This is a genomic window from Halalkaliarchaeum desulfuricum, from assembly GCF_002952775.1.
In the GTDB taxonomy this organism is placed as follows: domain Archaea; phylum Halobacteriota; class Halobacteria; order Halobacteriales; family Haloferacaceae; genus Halalkaliarchaeum; species Halalkaliarchaeum desulfuricum.
In genome coordinates this window covers 808,094-822,196 of sequence record NZ_CP025066.1, presented here as the reverse complement: position 1 = coordinate 822,196, position 14,103 = coordinate 808,094, and the positions used below count along the sequence as shown (strand labels likewise).

Here is a 14,103-nt window from a genome sequence, read left to right as displayed (position 1 = left end):
CGTTCTCCTGAACTCGGAGACTACATCTGGTATCGGCGTTCGTCGTCCCGCTGGGGGAACTGGTCGGCGCCGGTCATCTCGTCGTAGGTCATGCCGGCGAGATACTCGTCGTATGTGACGTCGTACGACTGCCGGAGGTGGAAATCGAGGTCGCCGGTGTCGACCGTCGATCGGAAGAGGGCGTGGATCCCGCGCCGGATCAGTTCGTCGGTGTCCGTGCTGTCGAACACCGCCGCGAGCATCGCGAGTTCGTTTTTCGTCTCCCGGTCGAGTTCGAGGGGGTACTCGTCGTCGAGTTCGCCGTATTCTGCGGTGATGTCGTCCGTGAGGTCGTCGAGTCCCATGCCCGTCAGGGGGGCCGCGCGTCGGATACGGTTTTCGAACTACTGCGTCCAGTGGAATCGCGTTTGGTCTCCTGAACGGACGACTGGGTGTGGGGACAAGAAAGTCATTCAGAAAGCCGGCGATTTCTTCGGTGACTAGCTCGGAGTTTTGTCCGCGTTCGGATCGGAAACGACCCTTATTACAGGGTGGAAATTCCGCCGGATTTTCGCTTATAAGTGCTTCTAACCGCAGTACAGCGCGGGGATAAACAGTCACCAATACTTATCAGTGTCGGACGTGTGGCTGCTCCCATGGGAGGGCTCACCAGCGGTGACTGGTTCGGCCGTGGGGAGAAAACGGAGGTGATCTTCGAGTGTCGACGCTGCGGACGGACGCTGGAGGAAGGGGTCTCGGAGTGTCCGGAGTGCGAGACGGAGTCGGTCGTTCGCTACGAGATCGCGTGATCTCCTCCGGAGCCTAGAACTCTTCGATCACCGGAATCCCGGTCGTCCCGAAGTCGGTCATCGCCTCGAGCTTCGCCGACACGTCCTCCAGCGCGACGGTCTCGGAGACGATCTCTGCGGGCTGCAGCTTCCCGGTCTGGACCATCCGGAAGATTTCGTCGTACCGCGTCGGCGGCATCCCCAGCGATCCGATGAACTCGATCTCTTTCATCACCATCATGTCGGTCGGCAGCGACACCTCGCCCTCCTCCGCTTCGGTCGTCAGCCCGATCTGGAGGTGCTGCCCGCGGTTGCCCAGGCTCTGCACCGAGTTCCGGCAGGTCTCGGCGATCCCCAGCGCGTCGACCGACACGTCCGCGCCGCCGCCGGCGATCGCGGCCACCTCGCCTGAAACGTTGTCGGCCTCCGAGGCGTTGACGGTCGCTACGGCTCCCAGGTTGGTGGCGAGATCGAGTTTCTCGTCCATCAGATCGACGGCGATCACGTTCGCCCCCAGCGCGTCGGCGATGTGGACCGCCGACAGCCCGATCCCGCCGCAGCCGTGGACGGCCACCCAGTCGCCGGCGCCGACGTCGGCCCGGTGGGCCAGCGCGTGAAAGGAGGTCATGAACCGACAGCCCAACCCGGCCATGTCCACTGACGAGACGCCGTCCGGCAGCTGGACGACGTTGTGGTCCGCCGCCGGGACGTGCGTCAGCTCCGCGAACGCCCCCTGGACGGGCTCGACGAACCCCAGCGGCATCAGGTTCTCACACGTGTTCGAGTATCCCCGCTGACACTCCGGACACGTTCCGTCGCCGATGTTGAAGGGAATCGCGACGTGGTCGCCCTCCCGGACGTGTTCGACCTCCTCGCCGACCTCCACGACCCGGCCGGCGGGCTCGTGGCCGAGGATCTGTCCCGGCTGGGGCTGGATCCCGAGCCACGCCCAGTCGCCCTGCCAGCCGTGCCAGTCGCTGCGACAGATCCCACACGCCTCGATCTCGACGACTGCTCCCTCCGGATCCGCCGACGGCGCGTCGACCTCCTCGATCGCGAGCGGTTCCCCGTGCTCCTCGAGTATAGCCGCCTTCATGGCACCGTAAACTACGCTCACGTGTCAAATAAGATTACTGCGGGTGAGAGTGGACGGGCCGGCCGAGAGAATCCGCTATTCGCCCTCTTCGGCCAGTTGTCGGACGGTCAACACCGGCACGGGGCAGGTCCGGACGACGCGTTCGGCGACGCTCCCGATGAGAAAGCGGTTCTCGCCGTGTCGGCCGCGGGTGCCCGTCGCGACCAGGTCGGCGTCCACTTCGCGTGCGTACGCAGTAATTTCACTGGCGGGGCGTCCCTCCCGGACCGCCGTGACGACGTTTCGGCCCGCGCGGGACTCGACCGCCGAAAGCGCTTCTCGTCCGCGCTCGGAGAGCGCGTCCCGGAGCTCCGACCGGATCTCCTCCGGCGAGGACTCGACGTCCCCGGCGTCGACGACGTACAGTGCGTGGACCTCCGCATCGAACCGTGCGGCGAGATCCAGGGCGACGTCCACCGCGCGCTGGACGCTCTGGGAGCCGTCGGTTGCGATGACGACCGTCTCGAACATGGCGTGAGATACCGGGGGCACCGACTTTAAATGCCCCATTCGCGATGGCGAATCGACGTGCGTTCGATTCGACCCGCTGGAGGAAGTCACTCTTTTGAGGGCTGCGAACCCAGTCTTCGGTATGACCCTGGAAGTTGACCTCGTGCTGGTGCCGGTGGACGGCAGCGACGAGTCTTCCGACGCCGTCGAGTACGCCCTCACTGTTGCCGAGACGTACGGCGCTGCCATCCACGCGATGTACGTCCTCGGGGAGGAGGTCGTCCGGGCGATCGAAACCGGCGCGGTCGACGCCGACGAGGTCGCCGACGAGACCGAACTGTACACCGAGGGGATCCGACAGCAGGGTGACGAGCGCGGCGTCGACGTCTCCACCTCGATCGCCTACGGCTTCTCGACCCGGATCAAAACCCGCCACCCCGGCAGTGTCGTCCTCGACACCGCCGAATCGATCGACGCCGATTTCATCGTCGTCCCACGGGAGCCCACGTCTGGCGATCCGGGCGAGGTGCTCGAGAAGGCCGCCGAATACGTTCTGCTGTACGCCAGCCAGCCCGTTCTGTCGGTGTGACGGTTCGAACGTTGTTCGAACGCTCGGTTCTCACTCCGGTTCGGCCAAGCGGATCGCCATCTCCAGTTCGAAGCTCTCTGCGTTGCTCGTCTCGAACCCGGTTTTGCGGTACAGTTCCACTGCGGCGTGGTTCCACCGTTCGACCGTGAGCCACACCTTCCGGACGCCCTCGCTCGCGCCGTGGCCCAAAAGCCCCTCGATGAGTTCGGTGCCGATCCCGGCGTTCTGGTACTCCTGGAGCACGAAGATCGCGAGTTCGTGGGCTTCGTCGTCCGGAACCAGCGTCGCGTGACCCACCGCCGACTCGCCGTGCCAGGCGACCACGTTGTGACAGTCCTCGTCGAGAATGGTGTCGAGCCACGACCGGATCCGGGACTCCTGGGCCGGGGGGATTCCCTGGGCGCGGTCGGAGGGATCGAACCCCGTGTACATCTCGACGAGCGCGTCGTACTCCTCTGGCTCCCCCCGACAGGCCCGGATCTCGATCTCTCGTCCCTCCCGATCGGTGAACGCACGCGGCGGCTCCTGGAACGGTCCGGCCGGTTCGTCCGGGTAGCGTCGTGGTCCCGTCATCGCACGAGAGTCACCGACGTTGTGGCGTTGAGCAGCACGAACTCGGCGGTGCTGCTGAGCTGTATCTTCCCCATCGGACTCCGTGCCCCGCCCTCGAGGACGATCCGGTCGAACCCCTCCCGTTCTGCGGTTTCGACGAGATATCCACCCAGGTCCTCGTCGGCGCCGAGCGTCCGTATCTCGGCGTCGACGTCCAGGCCCGAAAGCTCCGCTCGCACTCGCTCTTCGAGTTCCTCGATCGACGTCACCGGTCCGGGACCGCCGACGACGATCGACACCTCGTCGCCCGCGGCGGTTGCCCGTCTCGCAATTCGCTCCAGCGTGTGTATGGAGTCGTCCCCCGTTCCCAGGCCGAGAAGTATCCTCATGGGTGGCCCGTCGGAGGGGACGATAAAAACGTTCCCGGCCGGACGGGTGGTCCTGCCGCTTTTGTGGTCCTCACTTTTCACAGATTGCACGGAAGTTCTCGAAGACTTCCTCGCCGCGTTCGGTGTGGGCGACCTCCGGATGCCACTGGACGCCGTACAGGTCCCGGTCGACGTCGGAGATCGCCTCGATGTCGCACACCGACGAGGTTGCCGTCCGGGTGAACCCCGGCGGGACCTCCCGGACCTCGTCGCCGTGACTCGCCCACACCCGTGTCTCGGGAGCGAGCGACCCCACGAGGGGATCTTCGGGGTCGAGGATCCGCACGTCTACGTCTGCGTAGCCGCCGTACTCTCCAGATCCCACGGCGCCACCGAGCTCGGCGGCCATCAGCTGCATTCCGAGACAGATCCCCAACACCGGAACATCGAGTTCGAGATACGCCGGACAGTTGCCGATTTGTGCGATATCCGGTCCGCCAGAGAGCACGAGGCCGTCGGCGTCGATCGCTTCGGGAGGCGTGTCGTTGTCCACGAGTTCCGTCTCCACGCCCAGATCCCGAAGCGCCCGGCGCTCCAGGTGGGTGAACTGGCCGTGGTTGTCCACGACGAGAATCCGGGTCATACCGCCCGTTCGGCGTCGATCGGCAAAAGTAGCTCGGAGCGTGGGCAGCTGTGTGGCGTTTCCCAGCGATTATATCGGGGAGGTATACACGAACGTGGTCACATGAGGCCGGCGCCGTCGAACGTCGTCCGCTTGTAGTCGATGTCCATGAGTTCCAAAATCGTCGGCGCGATGTCGAGCAGATCGGCGTCCTCGATGTTCGCGCTTGGATCGTCGATCAGCAGGCTGGCGTCGTCGAAGGTGTGCATCCCGTTTCGAGGCCCGGCGGCGAACACCTCTTCTTTCGGTTTGAACCCCGCCTTCAGGTCGAACCCGTCGTTCGGAATCACGACAAGATCGGGGGCGATCTCGCTGTGGCCCCCCCGAAACGCGGTTTCGCGATCGACGATGCGTTTGCACACCGACTTGCCATCGGGTCCCTCGAGCGCCTCGAGGTCGGCTTTCAGCTCGGAGCGAACCGATTCGTAGTCGTCTTCGGGCACGCTGCCACGGGGTTCCCGCCCCTCGAGGTTGAGATAGAAGCGTCCCGGAATGAGCGAGTACGCCTGCGCGTCGTCGTCGATGTCCGAAAGCGAGTCGTGATCGTCGCCCTCGTACTCGAGCCACCCCTCCCGACGGAGCCACTCGTTGCAGTTGACCTCGTGTTTCAGCGTGGTGAACCCGTGATCGGAGGCGACGACAAGGGTGACGTCCTTCGGGAGCAGCGACCGGATCTCGCCGATGTACTCGTCGAGTTGCTCGTAAAACTCCATGAACGCCTCGTAGTTGGGGCCGTTCTTTTCGTAATCACGAAACAGGAAGTGGTTCACGCGGTCGGTTGTCATGAACACGCCGAAAAACAGGTCCCAGTCGTCGGCCTTCAGGTAGTGGGTAAACGCTTTCTGGCGTTTCCGGAGCGTCTTGTGGGCGTGCTCCATGAACGCAGTCTTGTCGTCTTTGTGGCCGAGTTTGGCGTTGACGTCGATGATGTAGTCGTTCTTTTGCAGGCGATCCCGCAGTTCGTCCGGGCGGGCGGCCTTGTCGATCTCCGGCGAGAGGAACCCCGAGACCATCCGCTGGACGTTGCGCTGTGGCGGGAACGTCACCGGGACGTTCATCACGGTCGCGTCGTACCCGGCCTTGGTGACCCGGTCCCACACCCGCGTCGCCTGGACGTCCCGGCCCATCGGAACGTACGTGTCGTATGATCCGACCTCGCGGTCTTGAAAGCCGTAGACGCCGGTTTCGCCGGGATTTTTCCCAGTGGTGAGTGCCGGCCAGCACGCGCTCGACTCCGGCGGGACGATGCTCTCTATCGCCCCCGCGGTGCCGTCCGACGCGAGCGCGGCGAGGTTCGGGAAGCGGTCGCTGTGCTTCTCGATGAGCCGGAACGGCACGCCGTCGATGCCGATAAAAGCGACCCGCGGGTTGTCCGCTCCGCGAAGCCGATCGAACAGTCCCATACCGGCCATAGCGGCGAACGCCATATCAACCTTCCCGGTTCCAGCGCGAATCGCACACCGGTACCGACCGGTTTTAACCGCCCGGCTCTCCACGGATGGGTATGGAAATCCGTCGCGTCCACCTCGTCGACGCGTTCGCCGAGGAACCGCTGTCCGGCAACGTCGCTGGCGTCGTCCCCGATGCCGACGGACTCGCAGACGAACAGCTCCGGGCGATCGCGGCCGAACTCGGCGCCAGCGAAACCGCGTTCCTGTTCCCTTCGACGGCGGCCGACCGTCGGATCCGCTACTTCACACCCGAAACGGAGGTCGATCTCTGCGGGCACGCCACGATCGCGAGCCACGGACTCCTGTCTGCGAACGGGGAGCTGGCGCCCGGCGTCCACACGCTCGAGACGAACGACGGCGTCCTCGAGATAGAACTCGAGGAGGACGGCACGGTGTGGATGGCGGGGGAGGAGCCGTCCGTCCGACAGGTCGATCCCGACTACGACCGACTCGCGGACGCGCTCGGGATCGATCCGGCGGCGCTTTCCGACGTCGGCGCCGACCTCCCGACCGCCGTCGCCTCGACGGGACTGGCGTTCCTCGTCGTTCCGGTGGCGTTCCTCGAGGGCCTCGGCGGCGCGACCCCGGACTTCGAGGCGATCGAGGAGCTGTCGGCAGCCCACGACGTCGCCGGCGTCTACGCGTTCACCTTCGATACCCTGTCCGCGGAGTCGACGCTTCACGCCCGAATGTTCGCCCCCGCAGTCGGGGTCCCGGAGGACCCGGTGACGGGGACGGCGTCGGGCGCGTGTGGGGCGTATCTCGACCACGTCGGCGCGTTCGACGGCGACGCTCCCGAGGAACTGCGCTTCGAGCAGGGTCACTTCCTGGACCGGGGCGGGATCGTCCGGGTCCGGCTCGACGACGGGATCCACGTTGGCGGGACTGCAGTCGAGAGTCTGGAGGGCTCGATCGCGGTACCTGACGCCGACGAGGACGATATCATCGAAATCTGAACGCCGAGAGTCGAGAACAGGACGGAGCGGTGTGGGGAGGGGGTTTTCAGTGCGTTCGTTCGAACGACACGTCGTTCGTCAGCTCGTTGTGTTTGCGTTCGAGGAACGAGTACACCGATCCGTGCGGCGCGCCTTCGAGTAGCATCCCCACTGCACGGCGGACCACCTCGACCTCGTCGGGCTGTCCGATGATTCCGACAGTCGTGCCGTAGATGACGACGTCGGCGCCGCTGAGTTCCTCCATCAGTTCGCGTGTGCGGCCGTTTTCGCCGATGATTCGGCCCTTCTGCCGCGTGAGATCGTTCTCGTTTCGGGTGTGATCCGTGAGATCGATCAGGTCGAACATCCGCAGGTCGTTGTCGAGGAGGCTAAGCGCCGACTCGGGAGAGAAGCCGCGACCGATCGCCCGGACGATGTCGGGTGCCGAAAGCGCCGTGACGGGATCGCCCGTCTCTTCGATCCGGACGGCCCCGGTCTCGGAGTCTATGTCGAGCCGGACCTCCGCTCGCTCTTCGATCTCCCGCATCGTGGCGCCCCCCTCGCCGATGAGCGTGCCGATGCGGTCCTTCGGGACCTTCACGTGTTGCATGACTGCTGTTTGTCGGTGGAGACGGTTAAGCGTTTCAAGGTCGAACGCGGCGTTGATCCCGAACTGCCGGCGCTTTGCTGACCGACTGGTGGTTCTCGCGTGCGAGACTGTCGGGGTGTGGTGGCTGGCTGTCGGGGTGTGGTGGCTGGCTACCTGGAGTTCGGTGCCAGATACGGTGTTTGTTTTTTATTTGAGACTGATTTTCCGGAACCCAATTCGGAGACACCCCCGACTTCGAACGTGTCAGTTATTTTTATTTTCATGAACGAAAATAGATGAAAACTGATTTGACCCCTCCGTGTGTGATATTCGCTAGATGGGGTGGGACCCACACCTGTACGCCGTGCCGCTGGCCCTGGCTGGGGTGTCATTGGCCGCGTTCGCGGTGTACTTCCTGCTGCTCGCTCGCGAACGCTCTGGACCGAAAACCGGGGCGTGGATAGCTGCTGCGCTGGTCGGCAGCGGGGCAGTCTGGGTGCTCGCCCACGCGCTACAGGTGGTGTATACCGGTCCGGCCGGCTCCGTGTTCCTGCTGAAGATGGAGTACGTCGGGACGGTACCGCTGCCGATCCTGTGGCTGGCGTACGTCTGCTGGTACACCGGCCGAACCGACTGGTTGACTCCGACCGTGTTCGCTCCCCTGGGGGCGATCGCCACGGTGTTTCTGCTCCTCATCTCGATGAACGAGGCACACTGGTTGTTCTGGACGGGGTTTACCTTCGCGAGTGAGGCGCCCCACACCGTAGGCGTCGAGTGGGGGCCACTGTTCTGGATGTATCTCGCGTTCGTCACGGTGCTTCTCGCGACCGCGACCGCCTTCCTGGTCTCTGCGGTCCTCTCTTCCCGGGGCGTCCTCCGGAAACAGGTGGCGACGCTGTTCGTGTTCTCCCTTTCGCCCGTCGTCGTCGGCGGGATCTACCTCCTCGGACCGGTTCCCACGCCCGGCGTGAACGTCGCCGCCCTATCGACAGTGCTGGTCGTCCTCGCGGCGGCGGCCAGCGTCTTCCGGTACCGCTGGTTCGATCTCACGCCGGTGGGGCGCGGCGACATCGTCAATTCGATGGCCGAATCGATGATCGTCGTCAACGAACGATACGACGTCGTCGACCACAACGACGCCGCAGGCGACCTGTTTGCACCCGGCCAACTCGTCGGTTCGTCGCTCTCTGCGCTGTCCCCGTCCCTGGCTGACACCGTCGAAGCGCTCGTCGAAGACGAATTCTCCGATCCCGCCGCCGCCGACCGCTCGAGTGACGCGGCTTCGACGGGTTCAGGGGACCCGCCCGACCCGCTTTCGGTGATCGAATCAGACGGGTGGATCTCCAGCGACCGGCGGGAGATCACCCTCGAGACGCCGTCGGGCTCCCGGACGTTCGAGGTGACGGTGACTTCTCCGGACCGCCACCGGGGGTTCCTGATCCTCCTGCACGACATCACCGACCGGACCCGCGCGGAAACTGCACTCGCCCGACGTCGACGGATGGCGGAAGCCCTGCTGGGCGTGACACACGATTTGGCGTCCGCCGCCGAGCGCGAGGCGGTGTGTGACCGGGCGGTCGAGGGCGCGGTGTCGATCCTCGATGTCGAACACGCCCGGCTGTTCCTCGCGTCCGACGGCGAACTCGAGGTCACCACGGAGACGGGGCAGTGGGACGGTCCGTTGACCGACGCCGTGAGTTCCGGCATCGCCAGGCGGGTGTTTTCCGCCGGACAGGCGCACGTCGTCGACGATCTCACGATCCGCGGTGCGGCCGCCGAGGGGGGATCGGACGCGTGGCTGTCGGCGGTCGGGTCCGGCGACGAATCCGATGGAGACGACGACACCGACCGGTCGACGCTACAGGCGGACATCACACCGGACACCGCCCGCACGCCCGACTCTGGAACCTCGACCCGAGCACAGTCTTCGACCGACGGCGGTGGGACGGGATCCGGAAGCGGGAGGGGTCTCGACGACCTCTTCGAGTGGGTGGACGACGGCACGTCGGATCCGCGGCGGAACGATCCGCTCATCGAGGACCTTTTCGCCTCCGTCATAACCGTCCCGGTCGACGACATGGGCGTCCTACAGGTGTTCGCCGCCGAGCGGGGGGCGTTCGATCAGGAGGATGCCGAGGTGTTGTCGCTTTTGGGTTCCCACACGAAGATCGCGCTGGACCGGGCCGACACGGCGACGGAACTCAAGCGGGAGCGCGATCGGCTCGAGGAGTTCGCCAGCGTCGTCTCCCACGACCTCCGGAACCCGCTTTCGGTCGCGGACGGCTACCTCGATCTCGTCCGGGAGGATCCCGATCCGGAACACTTCGAACGGATCGAACGCGCCCACGACAAGATGGAGCGGCTGATCGACGATCTGCTCACGCTCGCCCGACACGGGGAGGTGGTCGGCGAGACCGAGCGGCTCCAGCTCGAACCGCTGGTCGAACGGAGCTGGGAGACGATCGACGCACCGGACGCGACGCTGTCGGTTCCGGGGAAGCTCGGCGAAGTCGACGCGGATCGGGAGCGGCTCGAGGACCTGTTTGCCAACCTGTTCCGAAACGCCGTCGAACACGGCGGCGAGGACGTCACCATTCGGGTGGGGCGGACGGACGAGTTGATCTACGTCGCCGACGACGGTCCGGGGGTCACTCCGGAAGAACGTGACGAGGTGTTCGAGCAGGGGTACACCACCTCGAATGAGGGCACCGGATTCGGGCTCGCGATCGTGAAACGGATCGCCGAGGCACACGGCTGGGACGTCGAGATGACCGAAAGCAGAAACGGTGGCGCGCGCGTGGATATCCACATCTCGTAGCCGGTTCGGGTTCGTGAGTGCGGCTACGTCGACTCCCCTGATCCCGATTCCTCTGACGGACCGGCTTCGGGATCTTCTGATGGTTCCGGTTCGGGTTCGGTGACGAACGCGAGCAGTTCCTCGCCGGTCACATCCAGCCCCTGTCTGGTGAAGAACGTCGCGACGTTCCGGCAGTCGCGTTCGAGGAACTCCCCGGCGTTGGGGTGATGGACCGTCACTGCCTGCCCCATGTCGATGACGACGAGTTCGCCGTCGTGGATGATGAGGTTGTACTCCGAGAGATCGCCGTGGACGAGCCCCGCCGAGTAGAGCCGGCGCATGTACTCGCGAACCACCTCGTAGGCGGTCTGGGGGTTCTCGACGTGGACCTCCGCGAGCCGCCGCGCGCGCTCTTCGACCAGTCCCACGAGTTCCATCACGAGGACGTTCCGCTCGACGGCGATCGGTTCGGGGACTCTGACGCCTGCCCGGCGCGCGCGCTTCAGGTTGGCGAACTCCTTGCGAGTCCACGCGAGCACGACCTCCTTTTTGTCGTTGCCGATCCCCTCGAACCGGGGATCGCCCTCGAGGTAGTCGCGCATCTGCCTGAAGTTGGAGGTGGTGATTCGGTAAACCTTGATTGCGACCTCGCGGTCGTCGCCCAGTGCCTCGTAAACGTTCGCCTCCTTGCCGGTCGAAATCGGGCCGCCGAACGCCTCGACGTAGCCGTCCTGGACGAGTTTGTAGATGGCTGCGAGGGTGGCGTCGTCGAAGACGTCCCCCTCGACTTTGAACTGCTCTGTGTCCTTTATTCGTTTGCGAAACTCGTCGAACGCGAGGTCCTGCCGGCGGACGATCTGGTCGGCCTCGGTGTCGTCGACGTCGATCGACTCCCACTCGTCGCCGAACGCGTCGGCCTCGTCGGGGTCGAGCAGCCCGAAATCCTCGGTCATTCGGTTGTACTACGTCGGGACGGGTGAAAAGTGTGGACGACTCCTGTGGGTGTTCCGTCGAGGTGGCAGTTCGCGTCGCGCACTCACTGTGGTACTTGCGGGGTCCGGGTTCGTCGATCGGACGGCTCCCCCCGCCCTCCCGGCCTCGCCCTTCGAATCCGCCAGGGTCACTATCACGTCCATGCGAGCAGCACTTTTCAAACCTCCGCAGCCGGCTGCGGTGCTTGCCACTCCGCGGCTATAATCGCCGCGGGAGAGTATCCCGCGTCCCTCGGCTGTGAATTGCCGAGGGACACGTCCCGTAACCTCTTTGGGTGGCAGGCCCCCCGTCGGTACTGATGGGAACCCGCGCTGGTGATTCGCCGTGAGAGTCGCGGAGGCCGTCCCCGAATTCGCCGACGCCTTCGAGTTCGACGAGTTCAACCGGATGCAACGCGAGGCGCTGCCGGCGCTTCTGGAACGGGGGGACAACGTCGTCGCAGCCGCGCCCACCGCTTCCGGCAAGACGGCGCTTGCGGAACTCGCGATCTGTCGCACCCTGGCTGACGGCGGCACAGCGCTGTTTCTCGCTCCCCTGCGCGCGCTCACGAACGAGAAGGAACGCGACTGGGAGCGGTTCGAGGCGCTGGGCTATTCGGTGTACGTCGTCACCGGCGAGCGCGACCTCAACCCCCGACGCGCAAAACGGGCTGACATTCTGGTGATGACGCCCGAGAAGGCCGACTCGGCCACCCGAAAACACGAGTCGCCCCGCTACTCGTTCGTCCGGGACGTCGACTGCTGTGTGATCGACGAGGTCCACCTGCTGGATTCGGACCGCCGGGGGAGTGTGCTCGAAGTGACCGTCTCTCGGCTCCGTCGGCTGTGTGATCCCCGGATCATCGCCCTGTCGGCGACGATGTCGAACGTCGAGGACATCGCCGACTGGCTCGACGCACCGCCGGCGTGTACCTTTCAGTTCGGCGACGACTACCGTCCGGTCGACCTGCACACCGGCGTCAAAACCTACACTCACGGCGAGAACGCCTTCGCCGACAAGTATCGGCGGCTCTACCGCGCGCTGGATCTGGCAGAGCCGCACCTCCGGGAGGACGGCCAGGCACTGGTGTTTGTCTCCTCCAGACAGGACACCGTCCGGGCTGCCGAGAAGGCGCGCGACGCGCTGGCGGAACGGGACGTCCCCGTGGGCGCACGCGGGGACTACGAGTTCCACCAGGAGGCGGAAGCGCTCTCGAACGACAAGCTCCGAAACTCGGTTCTCGACGGCGTCGCGTTCCACCACGCCGGGCTGGCGAAGGACGACCGCGACATGATCGAGCGCTGGTTCCGGGAGGGCCACGTCGAACTGCTGTTCTCGACGTCGACGCTCGCGTGGGGCGTGAACCTGCCGGCGCGCTGTGTAGTGATTCGCGACACGAAGTACCACGACCCCCTGGAGGGCGAGACCGACATCAGCCCGCTGGACGTCCTCCAGATGATCGGTCGCGCGGGGCGGCCCGGCTACGACGACGTCGGCTACGGCTGGGTCGTCTGTGATCGGTCGGACGCCGATCGCTACCGGACGCTGCTACAGCGGGGCAAGCCGATCGAGTCGCGACTCGCCGACGACCTCCCGTCCCACCTCAACGCCGAGATCGCGATGGGGACGATCGCCGACCTCGAGGACGTGATGTCCTGGCTGGAGACGACGTTTTATTACGTTCGGGCGGCTTCCGAGCCGGCGCAGTACGGGTTCGACGGGCTCCGTGATCGAGTACGAAAGACTCTCGACGATCTCGTCGAACGGGGGTTCGTCGAAACCGACGAGCTCGCGGTCGCCCCCACCGATCTCGGTCGGCTCACCTCGAAGTACTACCTCCGCCTGGAGACGGCCGCCCGGTTTCACGAACTCGGCGACCGGGAACGGCTTTCGGTCGAGGACGTCCTCGAGGCGGTCGCCGGAGCGGCGGAGTTCGACTCCGTGTCCGCCAGACAGTCCGAGCGGGACGCGATCGACGCGGTGCTTTCTGACGTCGACAGCCCTCTCGACGGCGGGAATCGAAAGGTGCTCGCGATCCTGTATGCGGGGATGGACGACTCGATCCCGGCCGATCTGAGCGCTGACGCCTGGGTGATCAGACAGAACGCGCTCCGGATGCTCGCGGCGCTGTCGGAGTTTCTCGACCGGTTTGCAGGGCCGCGTGCGGCGAACCTGGCACGACGGATCGAGGCCAGGGTCGATCACGGGGTGTCGCGGCGGGCGGTGCCGCTGTCGGCGATCGAGGGTGTCGGCGCCGGGCGCGCCGAGCGGCTCGCGGACGCCGGCTTCGAGTCGCCCGAGGAGGTCGTCGCCGCCGGGGCCGAACAGCTCTCGACGGCGGGGCTGTCCGAGGGAGTCGCCTCGCGGATCGTCGAGGCTGCCCGGGAGTTGCCGCGGATCGTCGTCGAGTGGGGGCAGTTCCCCGACGCCGTCGACCGCGGAGCCCACGAGATGCACGAACTAACTGTCCGGAACGTCGGTGGTGGTGCCAGGGTCGGAATCCGCGTCACCGTAAACGGGACCGGGATGACCAAGAAATCGGTGTACCTCTCGGACGCCTCGACCGTGCCCGCCGCGGTGTTCGGGACGCCGGAGGCCGACGAACTGGAGTACGTCGTCGAGGCGACCTTTCCGGAGCTGCCGTTGATGCCGGTCCGCGCAACCCGGACGGTGCAGGTCGGCTGATCGGCACCCGCGTGGACCGCCATCGGCGGTCGTGTGTACCCATGGCGGTGGACCCAAAGAGAGGCAACGCCTGCCTTCGACGAAGCCTTATACCCACTCGCCCGTTTCACTCCGGGTATGCACACGGACAC

The 14,103-nt window shown here is 65.5% G+C and carries 14 protein-coding genes; 5 read left to right on the top strand and 9 right to left on the bottom strand.

Going from position 1 to position 14,103, the window contains the following annotated elements; translation table 11 throughout:
- Positions 1-20 precede the first annotated feature (20 nt).
- A complete protein-coding gene (locus tag AArcSl_RS04025) occupies positions 21-344 on the bottom strand; it encodes a hypothetical protein (protein WP_119815364.1) in 324 nt (107 codons plus the stop codon).
- A gap of 291 nt (positions 345-635) precedes the next feature.
- Between AArcSl_RS04025 and AArcSl_RS17000 the strand changes: the two genes are divergently transcribed.
- On the top strand, positions 636-788 hold the full coding sequence (locus AArcSl_RS17000; RefSeq protein WP_193588500.1) for a hypothetical protein: 153 nt from the start codon (positions 636-638) through the stop codon (positions 786-788).
- Between the two features lie 13 nt (positions 789-801).
- Here AArcSl_RS17000 and AArcSl_RS04020 read toward each other — a convergent pair whose 3' ends face one another.
- Both AArcSl_RS04020 and AArcSl_RS04015 read right to left on the bottom strand, forming a co-directional pair.
- Entirely contained in the window at positions 802-1,863 is a 1,062-nt protein-coding gene (locus tag AArcSl_RS04020) for a zinc-dependent alcohol dehydrogenase family protein (RefSeq protein WP_119815362.1), read from the bottom strand.
- Between the two features lie 75 nt (positions 1,864-1,938).
- On the bottom strand, positions 1,939-2,373 hold the full coding sequence (locus AArcSl_RS04015) for a universal stress protein (protein ID WP_119815359.1): 435 nt from the start codon (positions 2,371-2,373) through the stop codon (positions 1,939-1,941).
- A gap of 121 nt (positions 2,374-2,494) precedes the next feature.
- Here AArcSl_RS04015 and AArcSl_RS04010 point away from each other — a divergent pair, with 121 nt between their 5' ends.
- Positions 2,495-2,941: a universal stress protein gene (locus tag AArcSl_RS04010; RefSeq protein WP_119815356.1), complete on the top strand. Its 447-nt coding sequence runs from the start codon at positions 2,495-2,497 to the stop codon at positions 2,939-2,941.
- A gap of 30 nt (positions 2,942-2,971) precedes the next feature.
- Here the strand turns inward: AArcSl_RS04010 and AArcSl_RS04005 are convergent, their stop codons facing one another.
- The 4 genes from AArcSl_RS04005 to AArcSl_RS03990 form a co-directional block, all read right to left on the bottom strand.
- The gene (locus tag AArcSl_RS04005) at positions 2,972-3,514 is read right to left on the bottom strand and encodes a GNAT family N-acetyltransferase (protein ID WP_119815353.1); all 543 of its coding nucleotides are present in this window, start codon (positions 3,512-3,514) and stop codon (positions 2,972-2,974) included.
- Complete coding sequence (locus AArcSl_RS04000) at positions 3,511-3,882, bottom strand: universal stress protein (protein ID WP_119815350.1); 372 nt, start codon at positions 3,880-3,882, stop codon at positions 3,511-3,513. The genes AArcSl_RS04005 and AArcSl_RS04000 overlap by 4 nt, the downstream gene beginning before the upstream one ends.
- A gap of 70 nt (positions 3,883-3,952) precedes the next feature.
- Positions 3,953-4,504: a GMP synthase subunit A gene (locus tag AArcSl_RS03995; protein WP_119815347.1), complete on the bottom strand. Its 552-nt coding sequence runs from the start codon at positions 4,502-4,504 to the stop codon at positions 3,953-3,955.
- Between the two features lie 98 nt (positions 4,505-4,602).
- Entirely contained in the window at positions 4,603-5,946 is a 1,344-nt protein-coding gene (locus tag AArcSl_RS03990) for an alkaline phosphatase family protein (RefSeq protein WP_119815344.1), read from the bottom strand.
- A 101-nt stretch (positions 5,947-6,047) separates the two neighbouring features.
- Between AArcSl_RS03990 and AArcSl_RS03985 the strand changes: the two genes are divergently transcribed.
- Positions 6,048-6,950, top strand: a complete 903-nt coding sequence (locus AArcSl_RS03985; protein ID WP_119815340.1) for a PhzF family phenazine biosynthesis protein — start codon at positions 6,048-6,050, stop codon at positions 6,948-6,950.
- Positions 6,951-6,996: 46 nt separating this feature from the next.
- Here the strand turns inward: AArcSl_RS03985 and AArcSl_RS03980 are convergent, their stop codons facing one another.
- Positions 6,997-7,539, bottom strand: a complete 543-nt coding sequence (locus tag AArcSl_RS03980; protein ID WP_119815337.1) for a KH domain-containing protein — start codon at positions 7,537-7,539, stop codon at positions 6,997-6,999.
- A 316-nt stretch (positions 7,540-7,855) separates the two neighbouring features.
- On the opposite strand from AArcSl_RS03980, the gene AArcSl_RS03975 reads away from it, so the two are divergent.
- On the top strand, positions 7,856-10,336 hold the full coding sequence (locus AArcSl_RS03975; protein WP_119815333.1) for a sensor histidine kinase: 2,481 nt from the start codon (positions 7,856-7,858) through the stop codon (positions 10,334-10,336).
- A gap of 23 nt (positions 10,337-10,359) precedes the next feature.
- Here the strand turns inward: AArcSl_RS03975 and rio1 are convergent, their stop codons facing one another.
- Positions 10,360-11,268, bottom strand: a complete 909-nt coding sequence (rio1, locus tag AArcSl_RS03970) for a serine/threonine-protein kinase Rio1 (RefSeq protein WP_119815330.1) — start codon at positions 11,266-11,268, stop codon at positions 10,360-10,362.
- 364 nt (positions 11,269-11,632) lie between these two features.
- On the opposite strand from rio1, the gene AArcSl_RS03965 reads away from it, so the two are divergent.
- Positions 11,633-13,972 carry a DEAD/DEAH box helicase gene (locus AArcSl_RS03965; RefSeq protein ID WP_119815327.1) on the top strand — a complete coding sequence of 780 codons (2,340 nt, stop codon included), beginning with the start codon at positions 11,633-11,635 and terminating at the stop codon, positions 13,970-13,972.
- The last annotated feature ends 131 nt before the right edge of the window (positions 13,973-14,103 follow it).